Origin of the sequence: Shinella daejeonensis (assembly GCF_024281235.1) — a bacterium.
GTDB classification, from domain to species: Bacteria; Pseudomonadota; Alphaproteobacteria; order Rhizobiales; family Rhizobiaceae; genus Shinella; species Shinella daejeonensis.
Genome location: NZ_JAHWXY010000010.1, coordinates 12058 through 37126, shown reverse-complemented (window position 1 = coordinate 37126; position 25069 = coordinate 12058). Strand labels below are relative to the sequence as shown.

Sequence of the window (25069 nt, the reverse complement as noted above, 5' to 3'; positions counted from 1 at the left end):
GCGCGCCGCCGGAAAAAATGCCGGCGCGCGTTGCCGCCGCCGGCATCCGGTTTCAGGAGGCGTGCCACCGGCCTCGGCGATCAGCCGATGGTCATCAGGCTGGCGTTGCCGCCGGCCGCTGCGGTGTTGATGGAGGTGGAGACTTCCTCCAGCAGCCAGTTGAGGCAATAGGCTTCCGGATCGCCCGCGATCTCGGCGCCGGTTGCCGCCTGGACCAGAACGAGCGGCCCGGGCAGCGCCGCGATGGCGCGGTTCACCGATGCCACCCGTTCGCGGTCGCCCTCGACGAGTGCGCCGGAGAAGCGGCCATCCTTGTTCCAGTCGGCCGTCCAGGAGAGGCGGGCGGAAACCGATGCCGGCAAGCCGGCAAGCGAGGGCTGCAAGCCGCTGGCCGCGTCGATCGCCACCGCGTTGCCCGTTGCGAGCGCGGCGGCAAGCTGGCGCAGCAGGCCCGCCTCCGTCCGGGGGACAAGCAGGATGCGTCCGCGCGGGTGCAGCGCGTAGAGATTGCTCTCGCCGACCGGTCCGGGAAGCTCCCGTTCCAGGCCGAGGGCGGAGCGCCCGGCATAGACGCGGGCGGCTTCCGCCGCATCGGATTGTCCCTTGCCGTCGAGCCAGACGGTCAGGTCGCGAAGCGCGGGATCGGTGTGGACCGAATCCTGCTGGGGCGGCACCGGCGCGCGCTGCACGAGCCGGCCGATATAGAGCGGGCCGCCCGCCTTGGGGCCGGTGCCCGAAAGCCCGCGACCGCCGAAGGGCTGCACGCCGACCACCGCGCCGATGATGTTGCGGTTGACGTAGAGATTGCCGGCCTTGATGCGGCTGGTGACATGGGCGATCGTTTCGTCGAGCCGCGTGTGCAGGCCGAAGGTGAGGCCGTAGCCGGACGCGTTGATCTCGTCGATGAGCCGGTCGAGATCCGGACGGCGATAGCGGATGACATGCAGCACCGGCCCGAATACCTCGCGCTTGAGGTCGGACAAGGCCTTGATCTCGATGATGGTCGGCGCGACGAAGGTTCCCTCCGTCGCGGCGTCCGGCAGGGCCAGCTGGTCGATCTTGCAGCCGAGGCCGCGCATGCGCTCGACATGCTGGTCGATCTCCTGTTTGGCGTCGGCGCTGATGACCGGGCCGACGTCGACATTGAGCCGGTCGGTGCGGCCGATGGTTAGTTCGCGGAAGGCTCCCTTGAGCATCGCGAGCGTGCGGTCGGCGATCTCTTCCTGAAGGCACAGGACCCGCAGCGCCGAGCAGCGCTGGCCGGCGCTGTCGAAGGCCGAGGTGATGACGTCGGCGACGACCTGTTCGGCCAGCGCCGAGGAATCGACGATCATGCCGTTCTGGCCGCCGGTTTCGGCGATCAGCGGGATCGGCCTGCCGCCGGCCGAGAGCCGTTCGGCAAGCTGCGCCTGGATCAGGCGGGCGACTTCCGTCGAACCGGTGAACATCACGCCTGCCGTTTCCGGTGCGCCGACGAGGGCGGCGCCAAGGCGGCCGCTGCCCGGAACGAATTGCAGCGCGCCGGCCGGCACGCCGCCCTCGTGCAGGATCTTCACGCTTTCATGGGCGATGATCGGCGTGACGCCCGCCGGCTTGGCCAGAACCGGATTGCCGGCCACCAGTGCCGCGGCCACCTGGCCGGTGAAAATGGCGAGCGGAAAGTTCCACGGGCTGATGCAGACGACCGGACCCAGCGGCGCATGGCCCGGTCCCAGCGTCTTGCGCGCCTGATCGGCGTAATAGCGCAGGAAATCGACCGCCTCGCGCACTTCGCCGATTGCGTTGGCCGCCGATTTTCCGGCTTCGCGCATGATGATGCCCATCAGCGGCTCCATGCGCGACTGCATGATGTCGGCCGCCCGGTCGAGGCAGGCCGCCCGCTCGGCCGGCGGCACGGCCGCCCAGTGCGGCGCGTGTTCGGCCGCCATCGCCGCGATGCGGGGGGCGTCCTCCACCGTGAGTTCCGTCACCTCGCCGACGATATCGCGATGGTCGGCGGGATTGAGAACCGGCCGTGTGACGCCCTCGGTCGTGCCGTCGGCAAGGCGCGGCAGCGCATGCCACGGGACGGTGACGGTCGCGGCCAGCTTTTCCGAGAGGTCGGCGAGCGCCGTCTCGTCGGAAAGGTCGAGGCCGGCGGAATTTTCCCTTGCACTGCCGTAAAGGGCCGAAGGCAGTGCGATAAGGTCGTGTTGCGCGCCGACGACCGGCATGGCGGCGACGATCTCGACGGGATCGGCAACCAGTTCGTCGACCGAGACTGCGGGGTCCGAAATGCGATTGACGAAGGAGGAGTTGGCGCCGTTTTCGAGCAGGCGGCGCACCAGATAGGCCAGCAGCGTCTCGTGGGTTCCGACCGGCGCATAGATGCGGCAGGGGCGATCAAGCTTGTCCTTGCCGACGACTTCGTCATAGAGCGGCTCGCCCATGCCGTGCAGGCACTGGAACTCGTATTTCCCGACCTTGAAATCGGGACCGGCAAGGTGATGGATCGTCGCCAGCGTCTGTGCGTTATGGGTGGCGAACTGCGGGAAGATCACGTCGAGCGCGGCGAGCAGCTTGCGTGCGCAGGCCACATAGGCGACGTCCGTATGGACCTTGCGGGTATAGACCGGGAAGCCTTCGAGCCCGTCGAGTTGCGCGCGCTTGATCTCCGCGTCCCAATAGGCGCCCTTGACGAGACGGACCATCAGGCGCCGGCGCGAGCGGCGGGCGAGGTCGATGATATAGTCGAGCACGAAGGGGCAGCGCTTGCCGTAGCCCTGCACCACGAAGCCAAGGCCGTTCCAGCCGGCGAGATCCTTGTCGAAGCACAGCTCCTCGAGAAGGTCGAGCGAAAGTTCGAGCCGGTCGGCCTCCTCCGCATCGATGTTGAAGCCGATATCATAGGTCTTCGAGAGGACCGCGAGCGTCTTCACCTTCGGCAGCAACTCGCTCATCACCCGTTCGGCCTGCAAACGGCTGTAGCGGGGATGCAGCGCCGACAGCTTGATGGAAATGCCGGGGCCTTCGTAGATGCCGCGTCCGGCGGACGCCTTGCCGATGGCGTGGATCGCCGCTTCGTAGTCCCGGTAGTAGCGTTCGGCGTCGGCCGCGGTCGTGGCCGCTTCGCCGAGCATGTCGTAGGAATAGCCGAAGCCGCGCGCTTCCAGCGGGCGGGCGCGTTTCAGCGCCTCCTCGATCGTCTCGCCGGTGACGAATTGCTCGCCCATCATGCGCATCGCCATGTCGACGCCGCGCCGGATGACCGGTTCGCCGCAGCGGGAGATGAGGCGGGTCAGCGCCGAGGCGAGGCTTCGGTCGTTGACGGTCGCGGTCAGCTTGCCGGTGACGACGAGGCCCCAGGTGGCGGCGTTGACGAACATCGAGCGGCCGCCGCCCATATGCGACTTCCAGTCACCCTCGGCGATCTTGTCGCGGATCAGCGCATCGCGCGTCGCCGTGTCGGGGATGCGCAGCAGCGCTTCGGCCAGGCACATCAGCGCCACGCCCTCCTGGCTCGACAGCGAATATTCCTGAACCAGTCCCTCGACGCCGGTGCCCTTGTGCTTGGCGCGCAGGGCGGTGATCAGTTTGCGGGCGGTTGCGGCGATATCGGCGCGCATCGCCTCGGGCACCTGCGCGGCCTCCACCAGCGGCGGCAGGCATTCGGTTTCCGGCCGGCGGTAGGCGGCCGTGATGGCGCGGCGAAGATCGCTCTGCGGCCGGATCGGCGGAGCGAAACGGGCGAAGGGAGACGTGGCGTCGGTCGAGGGACTTGCGGTCTGGGCGTCTGAATTCAGCATCGGAGCACCTGAAGAAGGGAGTGTTGCGATCTGGGCGGCGGTCGTTCGGAGGGCCGGCCGCCCGGTTGTCATGTCGATCTGAAACCCGGTGGATCGATCATCCTGCGGTCCGCACCGTTCCGCAAGGGTTTCGCCGGCTCCCGCGGGGTTTCCCGATGGGGACCATATCCCATGCCGCTCGGGCATTCCGCCTTGCTTTGATGCCTGAATGAATCATAATGACTTATTTTTTGGTATGGGATCGTGTGAAATGGCCATCATAGGCGAGAATATCAGTGAATTAGACCAGTTCGACAGGAGAATCCTCAGGGCGGTCACCGAGGATGGCCGGATCTCGGTCACCGACCTCGCCCAGCGGGTGGGCCTTTCCAAGACGCCCTGCCAGAACCGGCTCAGGCGGCTGATCGAGGGAGGCTACATCGAGGGTTTCACGGCGATCCTCAATCCGGCTCGCCTGGATCTCGATCATGTGGCCTTCGCGGAGGTGAAGCTCACCAATACCCGCGAAGAGGCGCTGAAAAGCTTCAACGACGCGGTGAAGAAGATCAGGGAAGTGGAGGAATGCCACCTGATCGCCGGCCGCTTCGACTATCTGCTGAAAATCCGCACCCGTGATATCCGCCGCTACCGGCATGTGCTCGGCGAGCGGATCTCCACGCTGCCCTTCGTCGCCAGCACGTCGACCAGCGTGGCGATGGAAACCGTCAAGGAAAGCTGGAGCAACCTGCCGGCGGCTGGTTGAGACCGCATGCCGGCTGCATAATGCGGGAGCGGGCGACTTGATCTTGGGCGCGGGCGCCCAAGATATCGCAGACCGGACACCGCGCGGGCGCGTCTTCCGGCATTCAGGGGAGAACGCAGGCGTGCCGACACGAGACCTCCGACCAACCGCAATGGCTGCCGACGGGGGCGATGGTCCGCCGCCGCAGGGCGATATCGTCCACGTCGCCGCCGCGCTGCTTGCGGCGACCCTTGTCATCGCCGCGCTCTATCTCGGCCGCGACGTGCTCTTGCCGCTGGCCGTCGCCTTCCTGATCAGCTTCGCGCTGAACCCGCTCGTTTCCTGGCTGACGCGCCGCGGCCTGCCCCGCCTCCTTTCCGTGCTGGTGGTGCTGACGATGGTGCTGACGCTGTTTGCCGGAATGGGCATGCTGCTGGTCACCCAGGTCCGTTCCCTCGGTGCGGAGCTGCCGACGTACCAGACGACGATCCGCGACAAGCTGGTCGACCTGCGTCACCAGATGCAGGGACCGGGAATTGTCGAGCGGGCGCTGGAAACGGTCGACAGCCTGCAAAAGGAGGTGGAACCCGAGCCGGAAACCCTGCCTGGCGCCGATGCTCCGCAACGCGTCGAGGTGGTCCCCGCGCCCCAATCTCCCTTCGAGATGGCCTTCGAATGGCTGACGCCGCTGCTGGAGCCCTTGGCCACGGCGGGCATCGTCTTCGTCTTCGTCTTCCTGGCGTTGCTCGACCGCAGCGACCTGCGCGATCGCCTGCTGCGGCTTCTCGGCGGCAATATCCATCGCTCCACCACGGCGATGGAGGAAGCCGGCGCGCGCATCAGCAAATATTTGCTGATGCAGCTGCTGGTGAATGTGACCTACGGCGTGCCCATGGCCCTCGGCCTGTGGCTGATCGGCGTGCCGGGCGCGCTGCTGTGGGGCACGGTCGCCGCCGTCATGCGCTTCATTCCCTATATCGGCCCGGTGATTTCGGCGGTCTTTCCGCTGGCGCTCGCCTTCGCGGTCGATCCCGGCTGGCAGATGATTCTGCTGACGCTCGGCCTGATCGTCGTTCTGGAGCTTCTCAGCAACAATGTGGTCGAGCCGCTGCTCTATGGCTCCAGCACCGGCTTGTCCGCTATCTCGCTGATCGCCGCCGCGACCTTCTGGACGTTGCTCTGGGGGCCGGTCGGGCTGATCCTGTCGACGCCGCTGACGGTCTGCCTGCTGGTGGTCGGCCGCAACCTGCCGCAGATGCAGTTCCTCGACACGCTGCTCGGCTCCGCGCCGGCGCTCGATCTGCCGACGCGCATCTATCAGCGCCTGCTCGCCGACGATCCCGACGAGGCGGCCGATATCGCCGCCGGTGAGGTGGAGCGCACCTCGTTGCGCGCTTTCTACAACGATATCGGCATCGAGGTCCTGCGCCAGGCGGGGACCGACTATGCCCGCAACGCCACGGCGGAACACCGCCTGCGCGTCGCCAACGGCATGGACGATCTTCTCGACGACCTGCGGGAGGATTACCCCGTCGCGGAGGTCTCCGGACAGCCGGCGCGGGTGGTCTGTCTCGGCGGGAAATGGGATGTCGATTCGATCGCCGCAGCGATGCTGGCCCATGCGCTCGGTCACGAGGGTATCGCCGCCGAAGCCCGTGCGGCGACCGGCGCGACCGCCCGTCATGTGGCGAAGCTGGACCTGGAGGCGACCGACATCGTCTGCATCGGCTATTTCAGCGATGCGCCCGCGGCGGCCGCGCGTCAGCTGTGCCGCCGCCTGCGCCAGCGCTGGCCGCATCTGAAACTGGTTCTGGCGCTGTGGAACCGCCCGCCATCGCTTCTGGAGGACGACGCCTTCCGCAAGCTCGGGGCCGACGGGGTGGTCGTGTCGATCGACGAGGCGGTCGAGCGGCTCCGCCACATGCTTTCGCCGGAAGAGGCGCTGGCTGCGCAGCAGGCCCCGACACCGGAAAACGATGCGGAACGGATCGCGGCCTTGCACGCCAGCGGCATTCTGGACGGCCATGCGCGCGAAGAACTCGACGCGCTCGCCAAGCGCGCGGCCGATGTCTTCGATGTCGGTTTCGCCGTCATTTCCGCCATCGATGGAGAGCGGGAATTCATCGTCGGTCAAAGCCGCGACCTGCCGGGCATGCGCACCGGCGATGGGACCGACATGATCGTGATGCCCCGTCATCAGGCGGTGTGCGACCATGTCGTCGGGTCGGGCCGGATGCTGGTCGTTTCGGATGCGGAGCGCGATCCACGCTTCGCGGATCATCCGGCCATCGCGTTATGGAACACCCGTTTTTATGCTGGCGCGCCGTTGCGCACGGCGGACGGCCATGTGCTGGGTGCGTTCTGCCTTCTGGATACGAAGCCGCACGGTCTCGACGACAAGGAAAAGGGGTTGCTCGACACGCTCGCCGCCGACGCCACGGCGCTGATCACCGGCGAGGAAACACAAGAGGCCGAAGCGCCGGAGCCGGCGGCTTCCGCAACCGTCGGCCAGCAGGTGCCGGAATGATCGGGAAGGCCGCCCGCGAAGGAACGCGGGCGGTGCTTTCAGAAAGCGACGGCTGATCGCTCAGAATTCCTCCCAATCGGCGGAGGCGACCGCCGCGTTGCCCGAGAAGGCCCGGGCGACCTTGCGGCCGAGCGCGCGGGCCGGGGAGGCTGCCGGCGTTTCCGTGCCGGAAGCCGGGCGTGCGACTGCCGCCGGCGCGTCCGTGGCGGCCAGCCGGAACTGACCCAGAAGCTGGCTGAGGGAAACGACTTCCCGCGCCAGGCTGTGGCTTGCGGCGGTCGTTTCCTCGACCATCGCGGCATTCTTCTGGGTGTCCTGATCCATCTGGTTGACGGCGGTATTGATCTGCTGGAGCCCGGAGGACTGCTCCTGGGCCGACTCGACGATCGCCGCCACGTTCTGGTCGATCTCCTGCACCTCGCGCACGATGGTCTCCAGGGCCCGCCCGGTATCGCCGACGAGCTGCACGCCTTCCTGCACCTGCTCGTTCGAAGCGGTGATCAGCGTCTTGATCTCCTTGGCGGCATTGGCCGAGCGCTGGGCGAGTTCACGCACCTCCTGCGCCACGACGGCAAAACCCTTGCCGGCCTCGCCGGCGCGTGCGGCTTCCACGCCCGCGTTGAGGGCGAGAAGGTTGGTCTGGAAGGCGATCTCGTCGATCACGCCGATGATGTTGCCGATCTCGTCGGACGATTTCTCGATCCGCTCCATGGCGCCGATCGCCCGGCGCACGACGGCGCCCGACTGTTCCGCATCGTGACGGGCGCGGGCGGCGAGCTGGCCGGCCTCCTGCGCGCGGCGGGTGGAATCCTTCACCGTCGTGGTGATTTCCTCAAGCGCGGCGGCGGTTTCCTCGACGGCTGCGGCCTGCTGCTCGGTGCGGCGGGCGAGATCGTCGGCGGCCGACTTGATCTCGTTTGAGCCGGCGTCGATGCCGCGGGCATTCTCGGCCACGAGAGCCAGCGCCGATTGCAGTTTCTCGGCGGAGACGTTGAAGTCCCTGCGTACGGCGTCCAGCGTTTCGGTGAAGGTATCGCCGATGCGATAGGACACATCGCCGTCCGACAGTTTCGAAAGGGCGGTGGCAAGATTGTTGACCGCGAATTTCACGTCGGCTGCTTCCTTCGCCTGCTGCGCTTCGCGCGCCAGGCGTTCGGTCTCGGAGAGGCTGCGGTTGGCCTCGGCCTCCTGCTCCAGCCGGATGCGCGCCTGGGCGTTCTCAAGGAAGACATTGACGGCCTTGGCCATCTCGCCGACCTCGTCGCCGCGCTCCATGCCCGGGATGGCCTCTTCGACGTCGCCGGCCGCCAGCGTGCGCATGCGCTCCTGCAGGCGTCCGATCGGCTGGGCGATGCCGCGGCTGGCAACCGCCAGGCCGGCCGCAAAGGCGGCGATGATGGCAAGCACGATACCGCCCAGCGAGTAGGCGATGGTGTTGAGGTTGCCGGCGGAGATCGTATTGGCGCGAACTTCCAGCTCCGCGAGCAGGCCGTCGGTGAAGGCGCGCAGCCGTACGCCGAGTTGCTCGCCACGGGCGTCGAGTCTGACGATCTGCGAGCGCAGGGCGCCGATCGATCCGTTCTTGGCCTGTGCGGTGACCGTTCTGATTTCTCCTTCGAGCTCTCGCATCTCGACGATGAAGTTCTCGATTTCCTCGGCCTTTTCGGGCAGAAGCTCCTTGGCCTCGTTCATGCGGGCATACAGCAGCTCGGAGTTGGATTCGAGGTTGTCCATCGCGGAAGCGTAGCTTTCCGACCCCTCGCCGTGAACGCCGATGCGATAGGTATTGTAGAAAAGGGTCACGAAATTACGGTCGGCACGGGCGATCTGGCGCAAGGCCGTCGCATCCCTGTCGATGAAGCGCGAATAGATGGTATCGCTGTTCCAGAACGTCTGCGCCATGTAGACGGTGCCGCAAAGCGCCAGCACCGATACTGCGGCGATGACGGACAAGATCTTTGTCTTGATCCGGGTATTGTTCAAAAAGGACATATGTTCTCTGCTTCCGGGAAGTAAGGCGCGGAACCCGTCTTCGGCGGGCTGCCGGGCCGCAGTGAATCTCACATTACACGGGAGAACACCCAGTCATTGGGTGCGAAGGGCGCGATCATGCGGCCCGTCGGCCTTGGGAGGCGCCTGTCCGTTTCATGCCGACGCGACAGGCTCCGACGAACCGGATGTATTATCGGATCCATCGTGCAGGCTCATTGCTAGATCACTAGAAGTAAACAATTTGCTACTATCACGGGTATGTCTATTTTCTCTGGTTGCATCGCCTGCGAGGAAACCGGCCGTGCCGGGCGAAAAGCCGGCCGGGCGGTATGGCGCGGCGCGCCGAACTGATGTGTGACGACGCACGATAATCTTTGACCTCGGCGGGAACCGTCTGTATCGAAGACACAATTCAGCGTGATGACATGGCAATAATGGACGGCGGCCGATGAAATTTCTGGACGAAGCCAAAGTATATATCCGGTCCGGGGACGGCGGGGCCGGCGCCGTTTCCTTCCGGCGCGAGAAATTCATCGAGTTCGGTGGCCCTGACGGCGGCGACGGCGGGCGCGGCGGGGACGTCTGGATCGAGGCCGTCAACGGCCTCAACACGTTGATCGATTTCCGCTATCAGCAGCATTTCAAGGCGTCGATCGGCGTACACGGCATGGGCCGCAATCGCACCGGCGCAAATGGCGCAAGCGTGACGATGAAGGTGCCGGTGGGAACCCAGATCTTCGAGGAGGACAAGGAGACGCTGATCGTCGACCTCGTCAGCGAAGGCCAGCGCTTCCGGCTGGCTGCCGGCGGCAACGGCGGCTTCGGCAACGCGCATTTCAAGTCCTCCACCAATCAGGCTCCCAATTGGGCCAATCCGGGCCTGCCGGGCGAGGAAAAGACGATCTGGCTGCGCCTCAAGCTGATCGCCGACGCCGGTCTCGTCGGCCTGCCGAACGCCGGCAAGTCGACCTTTCTGGCGACCTGCACGCGCGCCCGGCCGAAGATCGCCAATTATCCCTTCACGACGCTGCATCCCAACCTCGGCGTTGCCACCGTGGACGGGCGCGAGTTCATTATCGCCGATATCCCCGGCCTGATCGAAGGCGCTCATGAGGGTGTCGGCCTCGGTGACCGGTTCCTTGGCCATGTGGAGCGCACCCGTGTGCTGCTGCACCTCGTTTCCGCGCAGGAAGAAGACGTCGCCGGAGCCTATCGGACGGTCAAGCACGAGCTTGAAGCCTATGGCGAGGGGCTCGCCGACAAACCGGAGATCGTGGCGCTGTCGCAGATCGACATCCTGGACGAGGACGAGCGCCGGCAGAAGGTCGCGGCGCTGGCCGACGCCTGCGGCAAGACGCCGCTCCAGCTTTCCGCCGTCGTCGGCCTCGGCATGACGGAGGCGCTGCGGGCGCTGCGCGACGTGATTGCCGAAACCAGCCGGGACGGGACCGCCGACTGACATGACGAAGATCCGCAAACCGCTTGCGAAATACCGCCGGGTCGTCGTGAAGATCGGTTCGGCGCTGCTCGTCGATCGCATGGACGGGCTGAAGACGGCCTGGCTCGATGCGCTTTGCACGGACCTTGCGATGCTGAGGGCTGGCGGGACCGAGGTCCTGGTCGTCTCCTCGGGGGCGATCGCCCTCGGACGTTCCGTGCTGAAGGTGCTGGCAGGGACGCTGAAGCTGGAAGAAAGCCAGGCGGCGGCCGCCGTCGGCCAGATCGCGCTTGCCCGCGCCTGGTCGGAAAGCCTGTCTTCCCATGGCGTCGTTGCCGGACAGATCCTGCTGACGCTCGGCGACACGGAGGAGCGGCGACGCTATCTCAACGCCCGGGCCACGATCAGCCAGCTCCTGAAGCTCGGCTCGGTGCCGATCATCAACGAGAACGACACCGTCGCCACCACCGAGATCCGTTACGGCGACAACGACCGGCTGGCGGCCCGGGTGGCGACGATGACGGGCGCCGACCTGCTGGTGCTGCTGTCCGATATCGACGGCCTTTATACCGCGCCGCCGCATCTTGATCCCGACGCGCGCTTTCTCGAGACGGTCGACGCCATCACGCCGGAGATCGAGGCCATGGCCGGCGGCGCCGCGTCGGAACTGTCGCGCGGCGGCATGCGCACCAAGATCGACGCCGGCAAGATCGCGACCGGCGCGGGCTGCGCGATGATCATCGCGTCCGGCAAGGTCGAGCGTCCGCTTTTGGCCATCGGGCAGGGCGCGCGCTCGTCCTGGTTCGCTCCTTCCGGTTCGCCGGTTACGGCGCGCAAGACCTGGATCGCCGGAAAGCTGCAACCGGCCGGCCGGCTGGAGATCGACGCGGGGGCGGAACGGGCGCTCATGGCCGGAAAGAGCCTGTTGCCGGCCGGCGTGCGTAGCGTTTCCGGCTTCTTTTCGCGTGGTGATACCATCTCGATCGTAGGTGTCGCCGGGCGTGAAATCGCCCGTGGCCTCGCAGGCTACGACGCTGATGAGGCGCGGCTGATCGTCGGGCGGAAATCCGCGGAGATCGCCGCCATTCTCGGGTATGTCGGCCGGGCCGCCATGGTGCATCGGGACGATCTGGTGATGACCGGCGCACCGAAGACCCGCGACGAGGAGAAGGATGCCGTCGATGCTTGAGCAGGTCGGGGATGCCATCGACATTGGCGCATTGATGGCGGAAATCGGCCGCAATGCGCGCGCCGCCGCCAGGCCGCTCTCCACTGCGGGAGCCGATCGCAAGACCGCCGCGCTCGAAGCGATGGCCGGCGTCATCGAGACGAAGCGTGCGGACATCCTTGCCGCCAATGCGCTCGATCTGGCGGCCGCGCGCGAAAGCGGCGTCGCGCCTGCTTTTCTCGACCGCCTGATGCTGACGCCGGAGCGGATCGACGCCATCGCCGCCGCAATCCGCGACATCGCGGCGCTGAAGGACCCGGTCGGCGACGTTATCGCCGAATGGGACCGGCCGAACGGCCTGCATATCGAGCGCGTGCGTACGCCGCTCGGGGTCATCGGCGTCATCTACGAGAGCCGACCCAATGTGACGGCGGATGCCGGCGCGCTGTGCCTGAAGGCCGGCAACGCCGTCATCCTGCGCGGCGGTTCCGACAGCGTGCACTCCTCGCGGGCGATCCATTCGTGCCTCGTTGCCGGCCTCACGGCCGCGGGCCTTCCCGAGCACGCCATCCAATATGTGCCGGTGACGGATCGCGCCGCCGTGGGCGCGATGCTGTCCGGTCTCGACGGTGCCATCGACGTGATCGTGCCGCGCGGCGGCAAAAGCCTGGTTTCGCGTGTTCAGAACGAGGCGCGCGTCCCGGTCTTCGCGCATCTCGAGGGCATCTGCCACGTCTATGTCGACGCCTCCGCCAGGCTGGCGATGGCCAGGGAGATCGTCGTTAACGCCAAGATGCGGCGCACCGGTATCTGCGGCGCGGCCGAGACGCTGCTGGTCGATCGCGCGGCGGCCGACAGCCATCTCGTCCCGCTCGTCGAAGCGCTGCGGTCCGCCGGCTGCCAGGTGCGCGCGACCGAAGAGATCCGCGCGCGCGTCCCCGGCCTTGCCGCGGCGGGCGAGGCGGACTGGTCGAGCGAATATCTCGATGCGATCATTTCCGTCGCCCTCGTGGATGGCGTCGGCGGCGCGATAGACCATATCGGCCGCTGGTCCTCGGCCCATACCGAGGCCGTCGTCGCGGAGGATCCGGCCGTGGTGGAACGCTTCTTCGGAGAAATCGATTCGGCGATCCTCGTGCACAACGCCTCGACGCAGTTCGCCGACGGCAGCGAGTTCGGCATGGGCGGCGAGATCGGTATCGCCACGGGCAAGATGCACGCGCGCGGCCCCGTCGGCGTCGAACAGCTCACCTCCTTCAAGTATCGCGTGCGCGGCACCGGACAGGTCCGGCCCTGAGGTGAGCACGGACGCGGTCGCCGAGCGCTATCTGCGAATGCCGCATGTCGAGAAGGGCATGGCGGTCGGCCTGTTCGGTGGCTCCTTCAATCCTCCGCACGAAGGCCATGCGCTCGTCGCCGAGACGGCGCTGCGCCGCCTTGAGCTCGATCAGCTCTGGTGGATGGTGACGCCCGGCAATCCGCTCAAGAGCCGGCATGAGCTTGCGCCGCTGTCCGAGCGCATCCGTCTCAGCGAGGGCCTCGCCCCCGGCCCCCGCGTCAAGGTGACGGCCTTCGAGAAACGGTTGGGCCAGAGTTACACGGCAAAGACGCTGGAGCGGGTGCGATCGCTCAATCGTGGCGTCCGCTTCGTGTGGATCATGGGCGCGGACAATCTTGCGACCTTCCACCAATGGCAGAACTGGCGGAAAATCGCCTGCACCTTTCCCATCGCGGTGATCGACCGGCCGGGCTCGACGCTCGCCTATCTTTCCTCGCGGATGGCGAAGGCTTTCGACTATGCCCGGGTCGACGAGAAGGATGCCGGCGTGCTCGCCATGCGCACGGCTCCGGCCTGGACCTTCATCCATGGGCCTCGCTCCGCCGTGAGTTCCACCGCGCTGCGCCGGCAGGCCGTGGAGGAGAAAAGCCGGCCTTAGGCCGACGACACCTTGAAATCCGGCCCCGATGATGCCTAGATTCACGGTGCGACGGCGCAGGTTCGCCGCCGTATCGTGCTTGTCCTGTTTGCGGAAAGGAACCAACCTGACAACAGTGCACGCCAAGGGAAGCGCCATCGGCGTTTCCTCCAAGAGCCGGGAACGTGGCGACGATGCCGCCGACCGCGCGCTTCAACTGGTCCTCCGTAGCCTGGAGGACTCCAAGGCCGAAGACATGGTCACCATCGACATCGGCGGCAAATCCGCGCTGGGCGACTACATGGTGGTCGTATCCGGACGCTCCAACCGTCATGTCACGGCGATCGCCGATCATCTCATTTCCGATCTGAAGGACGAAGGTCTGGGCGGCGCCCGGGTCGAAGGACTGGAAGCCGGCGACTGGGTGCTGATCGACATCGGCGACGTCATCATCCATGTGTTCCGTCCGGAAATCCGGGAGTTCTACAACCTCGAGAGAATGTGGGCGGCGCCCGAAATCGAGGACGGGACCGTACACTGAAACAAACGCCGGGCGCCTGTCCGGCGGTTATCGCAATCCCGGCAGGGCGCGGCCAGCCGTGAGCATCCGGGATTGCAGCGGATGAAGGGACAGGAGCGGCCATGCGGATCGGACTCTTTGCCGTGGGACGGTTGAAAGCCGGCCCCGAGAAGGAACTTGCCGCCCGCTATCTCGACCGTTTCGCCAGAGCCGGTCCGGCAGTGGGCCTCGATCTCGGTCGTATCGCCGAAGTCGGTGAAAGCCGCGCCGGCAGCGCGCCGGCGCGCAAGCGCGAGGAGGCGGCGCTGCTCGAAAAGGCGCTACCCGAAGGCGCCGCGCTCATCCTTCTCGACGAGCGTGGAAAGGCGCTCGATTCCCATGGTTTTTCCGAGTTGATCGCCGGGTTCCGCGATGGCGGCCGGCGCGACCTGATGATCGCCATCGGCGGTGCGGACGGGCTCGATCCGACGCTTCACGCGCGCGCCGACGCCACACTTTGCCTCGGCAAACTCACCTGGCCGCACCAGCTTGCGCGCATTCTCATCGCCGAGCAGCTCTATCGCGCCGTGACGATCCTGTCCGGTCATCCCTACCATCGCAGCTAAAGTAATCTCAGCAAAAGTGCGCAGCGGTTTTGCGTCCGGAATTGCGGAAACGCTCCAGACCGACGCCGGTAGAACGGGAGCGCCGGGGTGGGAAATCCTGTCCGGCGGCGGCGGTTTTCGATCCATGTCGCTCTTGCCCCTTGCCTTCCGGTCCCGTCGTGGGCATTTGTGGCCTGCCGATGCGCCGGCGCGTCCGGCGTCGATTGAAACTTTCCGGGGCATGTCTTGTCGCAAGCACCCATGATCCTGAGCGGCCGCGGCGTCACTGCGGTCCTCGGCCCGACGAACACGGGTAAGACCCACTACGCAATCGAACGCATGGTGGCCCATGAGACAGGCGTGATCGGCCTGCCGCTGAGGCTGCTGGCGCGCGAGGTCTATACGCGCCTGGTCGAGAAGGTGGGGTACCACAACGTCGCACTCATCACCGGCGAGGAACGGATCACGCCGGCCCTGGCGCGTTTCTCCGTCTGCACGGTGGAAGCCATGCCGCGCGAAACGCGCGCCTCCTTCGTCGCTATCGACGAGGTGCAGCTTGCCGGCGATCTGGAGCGCGGCCACATCTTCACCGACCGGGTGCTGCACCTGCGGGGGCGTGACGAAACGTTGCTGCTCGGCGCGGCCACCATGAAGCCGATCCTCGAACAGCTCCTGCCGGGGCTCACGGTCATCGAGCGGCCGCGCCTGTCGCAGCTTTTCTATGCCGGTTCGAAGAAGATAACCCGCCTGCCGCAGCGCAGCGCCATCGTCGCCTTCTCGGCCGACGAGGTCTACGCGATCGCGGAGCTGATCCGCCGCCAGCGCGGCGGGGCGGCCGTGGTGCTGGGTGCGCTCTCGCCGCGCACCCGCAACGCCCAGGTGGCGCTCTACCAGGAGGGTGACGTCGAATATCTCGTCGCCACCGATGCAATCGGCATGGGGCTGAACCTCGATGTCGACCACGTCGCCTTTGCGCAGGATCGCAAATTCGACGGCTATCAGTTCCGCAATCTCAACCCGGCCGAACTCGCCCAGATCGCCGGCCGCGCCGGCCGCCATCTCAACGACGGCACCTTCGGGGTCACGGGCAGGGTCGAGCCCTTCGACGATGAACTCGTCAAGCGTATCGAGACGCATCAGTTCGATCCGCTGCGGGTGCTGCAATGGCGCACCACGCGCTTCGACTATTCCTCGCTTGCCGCCCTGCGCCGCTCGCTCGACGCACCGCCGCCGATCGGCGGGCTGACGCGGGCGCTGCCGGCGGTCGACCAGCAGGCGCTCGAACATCTCTCGCGCTATCCCGATATCCGCGACCTGGCGACGGGTCCGGACCGGGTAGAGAAGCTTTGGGAGGCCTGCGCGCTGCCGGACTATCGCCGGATCACGCCCGCCCAGCATGCCGATCTCATCGCCGCGCTCTATACCGATCTTGCCCGGCGCGGTACGGTGAACGAGGATTTCATGGCCGATCAGGTCCGCCGTGCGGACCGGACGGACGGCGAGATCGACACGCTTTCGGCGCGAATCGCGCAGATACGGACCTGGACCTATGTGTCGAACCGGCCCGGCTGGCTGGCCGATCCGACACACTGGCAGGAAAAGACGCGGGAAATCGAAGACCGATTGTCCGATGCGCTACATGAACGGTTGACGAAACGCTTTGTTGATCGCAGGACATCTGTGCTCATGAGGCGCCTGAGAGAGAATGCGATGCTGGAAGCTGAAATCAGTGTGAATGGCGATGTCTTCGTGGAAGGACATCATGTAGGACAGTTGGCCGGTTTCCGGTTCACGCTGGTGTCCGGTGCGGAAGGGCCTGATGCGAAAGCCGTTCAGGCGGCCGCGCAGAAGGCGCTTGCGCTGGAATTCGAAGCCCGCGCGGCGCGCCTGCATGCCTCCGGCAACGCCGATCTCGCGCTTGGCGCCGACGGCACCGTGCGCTGGCTCGGAGATCCCGTCGCGCGCCTTGCGGCCAGCGATCACATCATGCGTCCGCGCGTCATCCTGCTTTCCGACGAGCATCTTTCCGGCAACGCGCGCGAGCACGTCGCCGCCCGGATCGAGCGCTTCGTCAACCATCATATCGCGACCGTGCTGAAGCCGCTCGACGACCTGTCGCGCGCCGAGGACCTTCAGGGACTGGCCAAGGGGCTGGCCTTCCAGCTCGTCGAAAACCTCGGCGTGCTGTTCCGCCGCGAGGTGGCGGACGACGTGAAGGCGCTGGACCAGGAGGCGCGCGCCTCGATCCGCAAGCACGGCATCCGTTTCGGTGCCTATCACGTCTTCATGCCGGCGCTCCTGAAGCCGGCCCCGGCCGAACTCATAACGCTGCTGTGGGCACTGAAGAACGACGCGCTCGACAAGCCGGGCTATGGCGACCTCATTCCGGTGCTGGCCGCCGGCCGGACCTCGGTCGTCACCGATCCGGAGCTGGAGCGCGCCTTCTACAAGCTCGCGGGCTTCCGTTTCCTCGGCAAGCGCGCGGTGCGTATCGATATCCTCGAGCGTCTCGCCGACCTCATCCGCCCGCTTCTCCAGTGGAAGCCGGGCGCGGCGCGTCCCGAAGGCGCCTATGACGGCCGCCGCTTCATGGCGACCACGGCGATGCTGTCCATCCTCGGCGCGACGCCCGACGATATGGAAGAGATCCTGAAGGGGCTCGGCTATCGCGCCGACAGCGTTTCGGCCGAAGACGTCGCGGCCCATCTCGCGGCGCTGGAGCCCACGGCCGCTGAAACGCCGGAAACGGCACCCACCGAAACGCCCGCAGGCGCCGCTGAGGCGGATGCGGATGCATCCGGCGACGCGGTCGAAACGGTGGAAGCCGTTGCGGCCGCCGACGCTCCGGCCGCGGTTTCCGAGCCGGTTGCGGCCGAAAGTGCGGCGGAAGAACAGGCTGTCGAGACGCCGGCCGCCGAGGTGCTGCCCGAAACGCGGACCGAGACGCCGGAAGCGGCAGCCGTTGCCGAGGTGGAGCCTGTCGAACCCAAGCCGGTGCTGCTCTGGCGTCCGGGTGGCCGCAACGACAACCAGCGCCAGGGGCAGCGGCAGGGCGAGCGGCGCGGTGAGCGCCAGCGCGGCCAGCCGGGCGGCGAGCGGCGTGAAGGTCGCGGCAACCGCCCCGAAGGAAACCGCTCCGACGGCAAGGGCCGTGACGGCAAGCCGCATGGCAAGGGTCGCCCGGACCGTGGCGAGCGGCAGGATCGCGGCGGCAAGCCCCAGCAGGCGAAATTCGAGGCGCGGCCGCCCCGCAAGGACAAGCCGATCGATCCGGATTCGCCCTTCGCCAAGCTTGCGGCGCTCAAGGAGCAACTGAAGAAGTAGGATCATGGCCCGCGATGAGGAACTGCCGGATCGTCAGGCGCGTCAGCGCATCGACAAATGGCTGTTCTTCGCGCGACTGCGCAAGTCGCGTTCGCTGGCGGCGAAAACCGTGGAGGCGGGCGATGTCCGTATCAACGGCACGGTGATCCGGCAAGCGTCGCAGGCGGTCCGTCCGGGCGACGTCGTCATTGTCTCGCTCGACCGCCAGGATACCGTCGTCAGGGTGCTCAAGCCCGGCGAGCGGCGCGGGCCTTACGATGAGGCGCGTCTTCTCTACGAGGACATGACGCCGCCGCCTGCGCCACGCGGAGAGCGCAATTCCTTCGCCCAGGCGACGCGGGATCGCGGGACCGGTCGTCCCACCAAGCGGGAGCGGCGGCAGACCGATCGCCTGCACGATCTTTCCGGTGGCGACGAGGATTAGAAAACCATGCCAATACAGGCGGAAACGCCGCATGGATTGCCCTTGCAAAGCCCCTGCAAAGCCTTTACCTCAACCACCGAAAGGGCGCGCCGCAGGGTGACGATCGTCGTGTGCGACGATTTCTGTCGGCGGCTCGTCGTTGCGCGGGCCCTGCCGGGGTGAAGGGATCTTCACCTGCTATATGACGTTTCTGGAGTGACTCATGACGTATGTCGTGACCGACAACTGCATACGCTGCAAGTATACGGACTGTGTCGAAGTGTGCCCGGTCGACTGTTTCTACGAGGGCGAGAACTTCCTGGTCATCCATCCGGACGAATGTATCGACTGCGGCGTTTGCGAACCCGAATGTCCCGCCGAGGCGATCAAGCCCGATACGGAGCCCGGTCTCGACATGTGGCTGAAGCTCAATTCCGACTTTGCGTCCGTCTGGCCGAATATCACCGTCAAGCGGGATCCCATGCCGGAGGCGAAGGAGATGGACGGGGAGCCCGGCAAGTACGAGAAATATTTCTCGCCAGAACCCGGCCAGGGCGACTGATCGCGGATACGGCGAAACGTCATTTGGGGAAAACAGGCTTGCCCTCGTCGAAAGACGATAGGACAGTCTTGATGACCCTTGCGAAGCAAATTATTGATTTCGGCACTTTTTTGTGATAGGGTCCGGATACTGATCCATATCGCGGCACGTCGCGTGCCCGAAACCACCACGAAAGCAACGATCCCCACCGGCGCCAGCTCCCATAGGCAACTTCGTGTTGCCACCAATGTGAACGCGCCGAGGGACCCTTGCGCATGGCGGACGGAACAGAGTGGTGTCACCCGACGGTGCCCCCGTCTTTCCCGGGTTTTCGGACCCGACCCGGCGCTTGCCGGGAGCGTTACAGGGAGTATTTGAACAGAATGACGACCCAGCAGAAGAAATCTTCCACGCGCCAGGGCTTCAAGACCGGTGAATCGATTGTCTATCCCGCCCATGGCGTCGGACAGATCGTCGCCATCGAGGAGCAGGAAGTCGCCGGTATGAAGCTCGAGCTTTTTGTCATCGACTTCGAGAAGGACAAGATGCGTCTCAAGGTTCCGGTCGCCAAGGCCGTTTCCATCGGCATGCGCAAATTGTCGGAGACGGACTTCGTCGAGCGCGCGCTGAAGGTTGTCCAGGGCAAGGCCCGCGTCAAGCGGACCATGTGGTCGCGCCGTGCGCAGGAGTATGACGCCAAGATCAATTCCGGCGACCTGATCTTGATTGCCGAGGTGGTCCGCGATCTCTACCGCGCCGAAAACCAGCCGGAACAGTCCTATTCCGAACGCCAGCTCTACGAGGCCGCCCTCGATCGCATGGCCCGTGAAATCGCTGCCGTCAACAAGATGTCGGAAACCGAATCCGTGCGTCTCGTGGAGGCCAACCTGAACAAGGGGCCGAAGCGTGGCAAGGCTGCCGAGGAAGACGAGACGCAGGACGAAGCGGCCTGATCTCTCCGCGATAGCGTTCTTTTCAGAACCCGGCCGGCAACGGCCGGGTTTTTTGTTGGAACCTTTCGCCATCCTCCACGTTTGCCAGCCAAGGATTGCCCGTCCCGCTTGTGGACCTGTCCCGTCGCCGGGCGCTCCCGGTGAAGGCGGCGCGGTCGCCCTTCACCTTTTTTGTGTGGAGAGGATGCCCGATGACCAGCACTTCCGCAGACCGCCGCATGATCCAGATCGCCATGTCCGCGCCTTATCTTGCCCGTGACGAGGAGCAGGCCCTGGCGCAGGCCTGGAAGGAAAGACACGATCAGGATGCCCGCAACCGCATCGCCATGGCGCATATGCGTCTCGTCGTTTCCATGGCCGGGAAATTTCGCAATTTCGGCCTGCCCTTCGGGGACCTCGTGCAGGAAGGCTATATCGGCCTGCTGGAGGCGGCGGCCCGCTTCGAACCGGAGCGGCAAGTCCGCTTTTCCACCTATGCGACATGGTGGATCCGTGCCTCGATCCAGGACTATGTGCTGCGCAACTGGTCGATCGTGCGCGGCGGCACGAGTTCGGCGCAGAAGTCGCTGTTCTTCAACCTGCGGCGCCTGCGCGCCCGGCTGGCCCGTGGCGACAGTCATCTGACGAGCGAAGCCGTGCATCAGGAAATCGCCGCCGCCCTCGGCGTCAGCGCGGCGGACGTGCGGCGGATGGACGCCCGGCTTTCCGGCGCCGACGTCTCGCTTCAGGCGCCGATCGGCAACGGCGGCGAGGGAGAGGGGGCCGACCGGATCGATTTCCTCGCAAGCGATGCGCCCTTGCCGGACGAGCAGGCTCTCGAAAGCATCGATGGCGAACGCCGCCGCCACTGGCTGCATGCGGCGCTCGGGCAATTGAACGAGCGGGAAATGAGGATCATCCGCGCGCGCCGGCTGGCGGAAAACGGCGCGACATTGGAGGAACTGGGCGTGATCCTCGGCATTTCCAAGGAACGGGTGCGCCAGATCGAGAATCGTGCGTTGCAAAAGCTGAAGGCCGTTCTCGTCAGCAAGACGGCGGATCACGCCTACGCCTGACCGCCCGCAACGCGAGCCGCCGCCTTTCCCCGGCCCGTCCGTCCGGGCGGGATTTCACGTGCCGTCCGGGAAGCCCGCCGTTTTCCTATTCGCCGATGATCTTCATCTTGTCCCCCGGCCGGACGGTGCTGGAGGCCGAAAGCGCGTTGATCAGCCGGAACAGATCCAGCTTGCGGCTGGTGCCCATCATGCGCGCGGCAAGGGTGGCGACCGTATCGCCGGGCTTGGCCGTGACGACGCGCACGCGCAGCGGCTTCAGCGCGGCCACTTCCTGAGAGGTCAGCCGGCGGAAGGAGGATTTCAGCACCGCTGCCGTCGGGGCGAGATCGGCCGATCCTTTCGGCACCGCCGTCAGGAAGCGGTAGATCTGGCGATCGATACGCACCACCGTCACGTCGAATTCCCAGCGATCCGCCGCCGCCTTCGCGGTCACGGCTTCCAGACCGTTGATGGTGATGGGGCGGATGGTGTCCGGCAGCAGGCCGGTCACCCAGCCGCTGGAAATATAGTTCACCAGATTCTGGCGGCGATTGTCGGCCACGCCATCGAAACGGATGGCGATGTCGCCGGGGCCGGTCGCCAGCACGGCATCGGCCTTGTTGTCGATCTGGAAGTCGGGCGGAACGTCGAAGCGGATGCCGAGCTTGCCGTGGAGGAAGGTCTGGCCGCGCACATAGCCTTCTTCCGGCGCATCCCCGTAGAGCAGGCCGTCGATGCCGGCGAGATAGTAGTCGCGGCCGCGGTCGCCGACCGTGCCCTCCTGGCCGAAGGCGCGGGCATGCATGCGGGCAAGCTCCACCCGTTGCGGCGCGTTCGGATGGCTGGAGAGGAAGTCGAGGCTCTGGTCGGCCTCCGGGTCGACGGCGGTGAAGCGGGCATAGGCCGCCATGGAATCGAGGAAGCGCGCCGCCGCATAGGGATCGTAGCCGGCTTCGCCGAGCATGCGCACGCCGATCACGTCGGCCTGGAGTTCCTGATTGCGCGAAAAGGCGGCGAGGCGCAGCTTGCCGCGCGCCAGCGCCTGCTTGCCCGCGATGTTGCTGGACAGGACTTCGGTCACCACGCGGCTGGCGATGACTTCCGCCTCTTCCATCTTCTGTCGCTGGATGCCGTGATTGGCGGTGACATGCGCCATCTCGTGCGAGAGCACGGCCGCCACTTCCGAGGCGTCGTTGGCAAGCGCCAGCAGCCCCCGCGTCACGTAGAGGTAGCCGCCCGGCAGCGCGAAGGCGTTGATGGCCGGCGAATTGAGGATGGTGATGCGATAGGACTGGCTCGGGTTTTCCGAAACGAGTGTCAGTGCGCCGGCGATCCGGGCGACCAGACGTTCGGTCTTGGCGTCCTTGTATTCGCCGCCGTAGCTCGCCACGATGCGCGGATGCTCGCGGGCGCCGAGCTGCGCGCGTGGGTCGTTCTTCTGCACCTCGTCGACGATCTGCGGATTTGACGACGGCGAGATCTTCGGCTCGTAGGTCTGCTCGATCAGCGATTGGCAGCCGGCAAGCAGCGCGGCGGCCAGCGCAAGCGCACCGAAGCGCCTCGGGATTGCGCCCGCGGATAGGATTGCCGCTCGCAGCGTCGCTATCGCCATCGTTCCTGCCCACACCCCATCATGGGTTTCTTATCGGCCGCGATTTCCTTCGCACCCGCAAACAGATGAGATAGACGCGCAACACCGGCGCGGCAACTCCCCATTCGACAAACGGTCGCCTTGTGGCTCCGGTGACACAGGGCGGCGTCCAAATTGTGGCGCGGCCTGACGGTGCTTCAGGATGGGGCGTCAGGATGGGACGTAGGCCGGATCGCGCCCGAGGAACCGCGCGACGGCGGGCGGTTCCTCGCGGTCGAGGAAGCGTTCCGCCGGATCGTCGGTCCGGATTTCCCCGGCCTCGATGAACAGCACGCGGCTGGCGAGGCGGCGGATGTCCTCCGGCTGGTGGGTGATGAAAAGCATGGTGACGGCATTTTCGGCATGCAACTGCCCGAGAAGAGCCGCCATGTCGGCGCGCGTGGCGGGGTCGAGTGCGGCGAAGGGTTCGTCGAGAAGCAGGATCGGCCGGTTGCGCACGAGGATACGGGCAAGCGCCACCCGCTGCCTCTCGCCGCCCGAAAGCGAGCCTGGCCGGCGCGACTCGTAGCCGGCAAACCCCACCCGAGCGAGCGCCGTCGCCGTCCGTTTCCGGGCGGCTGCATCGAGCCTCAGCGCGGGGTCGATGCCAAGCCCGACGTTGTCGGCCACCGATAGATGGGCAAAGAGATTGTTTTCCTGGAAGATGACGGAAACCGGCCGCTCCGAGGGGTCGCGTCCGGCCATATCCTGTCCGAACAGTTCCACCTTCCCTTCGGCCGGCGTCTCGAAGCCGGCGATCACGTTGAAGAGCGTCGACTTGCCCGCGCCGGAAGGGCCGGCGACGGCCACCGCTGCGCCTTGCGGAACGGTGCAGTCGAAGGAAAGGCGGGTCTTTCCGAAGTGCAGGGTTGCCGCCGCAAGGCGGATGGCGGGGGCGGAAACGGGTTCAGGCATTGCCCCGTCCTTTCGTTTCGGGCTCGGCGGAGGCCGACGGCAGGGTCAGAAGAAGGCAGAGAAAGCCGAGCAGCAGCGCGATGCCGGCGGCGTCCGCCGTGCGATAGCTCGCCATCCGGGAAAAGAGCAGCCACGGCAAGGTCACGAAGCCGTCCGCGCCGAAGATGGCGATGGCGCCGAGATCGCCGAGCGACAGCGCCATGGCGAAGGCGAAGGCCATCGCCAGCGGCTTGCGCAGGGCGGGCAGGTCGATGCGCAGGAGGCGGTTTGCGCCGGTGACGCCGAGGCTCAGGGCCAGTCGGCCGGTGCGCGCGAGATGCGTGCGAAAGGCCGGTTCCAGCACGCGCACCACGAAGGGCAGCGCCATCAGGGCATTGATGATCGCGACAATGGCCGGCGCATGGCGCGTCGTGTCGCCGAAGTGGCGCAGGATCAGGAACCAGCCGGTGGCGATGATGATCGGCGGCACCAGCAGGATCAGCGAACCGGTTGCCGGAAGTGCGCGGGCGAGGAAGCGGGTGGTGGCATCCGTCCCGCCGCGATCGGCCAGGCGCGGTGTCATCACGACGGGAAGCGCCAGCAGCAGGCAAAGGCTTGCCGAGGCGAAGGCGATGGCGAGGCTCGTGGCGAGCGCGCGGTGCAGCAACGGGTCGAGCGCCAGCCGCCCGAGATCGGCCGAAAGGCCGGCTGTGAGCGTGGCGATGAGCGGCGCGCCGGTGAAGGCTGCGAAAAGGAACAGTATGGCCCCGTCGGAGAGCCGCCTGTGGCGGCCATCGAAGCGCCGGATGGGCCGTCCTGCGGTCGCGCCTTCCTCGTCCGGACGGCCGATCAGGGCGATCAGCCCAAGGAGCGCTGCCGTCATCAGGATTTGCAGGGCGGCGAGCAGCACGGCGCGCGGCGGATCGAAATCGAAGCGCAGCGCCTGATAGATCGCCACTTCGATGGTGGTTGCCGCCGGCCCTCCGCCGAGTGTCAGCACGATGGTGAAACTGGTGGCGCAGAGCATGAAGACGAGACCGGCGATGCCCGGCGCCACCCGGCGGATCGCCGGCCATTCGACGAGGCGGAACAATGCGGGGCCGCGCATGCCGAGATTGGCGGCGGTCAGCCAATGTTCCGGCGCGATGCGATCGAGGGCTGCGAGCATCAGCCGTGCGGCAAGCGGCAGGTTGAAGAAGACATGGGCGATCAGGATACCGGCCAGCCCGTAGACGCTGACCGGATTGTCCAGTCCGGCAAGGTGAAGGAGATCGTTGACGATGCCCTGCCGCCCCCAGATCTCGACGATGCCGAGCGCGGCCACCAGCGCCGGCAGGCCGAGCGGCACCACGGCGAGCCGCAAGAGCCAGACGCGGCCGAAAAAGCGCCGCTGGCGGGCGAGTGCGCGGGCGACCGGGATGGCGAGCGCCACCGACAGCAGCGTCGAAAGCGCCGCCTGCCACAGAGTGAAGCGGGCGACGCGGACAAGATAGGGGTCGAGGAGCGGTCCGCCGTCACCTGATTCCGCATGGCCGAGAAGCACCGCCGCCGCCACGCCGGCAAAGCAGAGCACGAAGCCGAGGGTCAGGCCCCCGGCCAGGCGCAGGCCCTTGCGTTCGGCGCGCGAAAACATCGTCAC

The 25069-nt window shown here is 66.4% G+C and carries 18 protein-coding genes; 13 read left to right on the top strand and 5 right to left on the bottom strand.

The genetic code is table 11. From position 1 onward, the window contains the following. Window positions 1–80: 80 nt before the first annotated feature. Window positions 81–3785 (bottom strand): trifunctional transcriptional regulator/proline dehydrogenase/L-glutamate gamma-semialdehyde dehydrogenase, encoded by a 3705-nt coding sequence (gene putA, locus KYK29_RS18550; protein WP_254692380.1) that lies wholly within the window; start codon window positions 3783–3785, stop codon window positions 81–83. 250 nt (window positions 3786–4035) lie between these two features. Here putA and KYK29_RS18545 point away from each other — a divergent pair, with 250 nt between their 5' ends. Both KYK29_RS18545 and KYK29_RS18540 read left to right on the top strand, forming a co-directional pair. Further along, complete coding sequence (locus tag KYK29_RS18545) at window positions 4036–4527, top strand: Lrp/AsnC family transcriptional regulator (protein WP_254692379.1); 492 nt, start codon at window positions 4036–4038, stop codon at window positions 4525–4527. 151 nt (window positions 4528–4678) lie between these two features. Beyond that, complete coding sequence (locus KYK29_RS18540; RefSeq protein ID WP_254692378.1) at window positions 4679–7033, top strand: AI-2E family transporter; 2355 nt, start codon at window positions 4679–4681, stop codon at window positions 7031–7033. A 60-nt stretch (window positions 7034–7093) separates the two neighbouring features. Here the strand turns inward: KYK29_RS18540 and KYK29_RS18535 are convergent, their stop codons facing one another. Continuing rightward, window positions 7094–9025 carry a methyl-accepting chemotaxis protein gene (locus KYK29_RS18535; RefSeq protein ID WP_254692377.1) on the bottom strand — a complete coding sequence of 644 codons (1932 nt, stop codon included), beginning with the start codon at window positions 9023–9025 and terminating at the stop codon, window positions 7094–7096. Window positions 9026–9473: 448 nt separating this feature from the next. On the opposite strand from KYK29_RS18535, the gene obgE reads away from it, so the two are divergent. The 11 genes from obgE to KYK29_RS18480 all read left to right on the top strand — a co-directional run bounded on the left by obgE (window position 9474) and on the right by KYK29_RS18480 (window position 20927). After that, window positions 9474–10484 (top strand): GTPase ObgE, encoded by a 1011-nt coding sequence (obgE, locus tag KYK29_RS18530; protein WP_254692376.1) that lies wholly within the window; start codon window positions 9474–9476, stop codon window positions 10482–10484. A 1-nt stretch (window position 10485) separates the two neighbouring features. Next, on the top strand, window positions 10486–11652 hold the full coding sequence (proB, locus tag KYK29_RS18525) for a glutamate 5-kinase (RefSeq protein WP_254692375.1): 1167 nt from the start codon (window positions 10486–10488) through the stop codon (window positions 11650–11652). Further along, window positions 11645–12928 (top strand): glutamate-5-semialdehyde dehydrogenase, encoded by a 1284-nt coding sequence (locus KYK29_RS18520; protein WP_254692374.1) that lies wholly within the window; start codon window positions 11645–11647, stop codon window positions 12926–12928. The genes proB and KYK29_RS18520 overlap by 8 nt, the downstream gene beginning before the upstream one ends. Before the next feature lie 37 nt (window positions 12929–12965). Beyond that, the gene (locus KYK29_RS18515) at window positions 12966–13568 is read left to right on the top strand and encodes a nicotinate-nucleotide adenylyltransferase (RefSeq protein WP_254692453.1); all 603 of its coding nucleotides are present in this window, start codon (window positions 12966–12968) and stop codon (window positions 13566–13568) included. Between the two features lie 31 nt (window positions 13569–13599). Then, window positions 13600–14088, top strand: a complete 489-nt coding sequence (rsfS, locus tag KYK29_RS18510) for a ribosome silencing factor (protein ID WP_437437276.1) — start codon at window positions 13600–13602, stop codon at window positions 14086–14088. Between the two features lie 101 nt (window positions 14089–14189). Beyond that, window positions 14190–14672, top strand: a complete 483-nt coding sequence (gene rlmH / locus KYK29_RS18505) for a 23S rRNA (pseudouridine(1915)-N(3))-methyltransferase RlmH (protein ID WP_254692372.1) — start codon at window positions 14190–14192, stop codon at window positions 14670–14672. 240 nt (window positions 14673–14912) lie between these two features. Continuing rightward, window positions 14913–17975, top strand: a complete 3063-nt coding sequence (locus KYK29_RS18500) for a helicase-related protein (RefSeq protein WP_254692452.1) — start codon at window positions 14913–14915, stop codon at window positions 17973–17975. Window positions 17976–17979: 4 nt separating this feature from the next. Beyond that, entirely contained in the window at window positions 17980–18399 is a 420-nt protein-coding gene (locus tag KYK29_RS18495; RefSeq protein ID WP_254692371.1) for an RNA-binding S4 domain-containing protein, read from the top strand. 202 nt (window positions 18400–18601) lie between these two features. Continuing rightward, window positions 18602–18940 carry a ferredoxin FdxA gene (fdxA, locus tag KYK29_RS18490; protein ID WP_254692370.1) on the top strand — a complete coding sequence of 113 codons (339 nt, stop codon included), beginning with the start codon at window positions 18602–18604 and terminating at the stop codon, window positions 18938–18940. A 362-nt stretch (window positions 18941–19302) separates the two neighbouring features. Continuing rightward, window positions 19303–19872 carry a CarD family transcriptional regulator gene (locus KYK29_RS18485; RefSeq protein WP_254692369.1) on the top strand — a complete coding sequence of 190 codons (570 nt, stop codon included), beginning with the start codon at window positions 19303–19305 and terminating at the stop codon, window positions 19870–19872. A 191-nt stretch (window positions 19873–20063) separates the two neighbouring features. Then, window positions 20064–20927: an RNA polymerase factor sigma-32 gene (locus KYK29_RS18480; protein WP_254692368.1), complete on the top strand. Its 864-nt coding sequence runs from the start codon at window positions 20064–20066 to the stop codon at window positions 20925–20927. Window positions 20928–21012: 85 nt separating this feature from the next. Here the strand turns inward: KYK29_RS18480 and KYK29_RS18475 are convergent, their stop codons facing one another. The 3 genes from KYK29_RS18475 to thiP form a co-directional block, all read right to left on the bottom strand. Further along, a complete protein-coding gene (locus KYK29_RS18475; RefSeq protein WP_254692367.1) occupies window positions 21013–22518 on the bottom strand; it encodes a M48 family metalloprotease in 1506 nt (501 codons plus the stop codon). Window positions 22519–22707: 189 nt separating this feature from the next. Then, window positions 22708–23451, bottom strand: a complete 744-nt coding sequence (thiQ, locus tag KYK29_RS18470; RefSeq protein WP_254692366.1) for a thiamine ABC transporter ATP-binding protein — start codon at window positions 23449–23451, stop codon at window positions 22708–22710. Next, window positions 23444–25063 carry a thiamine/thiamine pyrophosphate ABC transporter permease gene (thiP, locus tag KYK29_RS18465; RefSeq protein ID WP_254692451.1) on the bottom strand — a complete coding sequence of 540 codons (1620 nt, stop codon included), beginning with the start codon at window positions 25061–25063 and terminating at the stop codon, window positions 23444–23446. The genes thiQ and thiP overlap by 8 nt, the downstream gene beginning before the upstream one ends. Window positions 25064–25069: the final 6 nt, after the last annotated feature.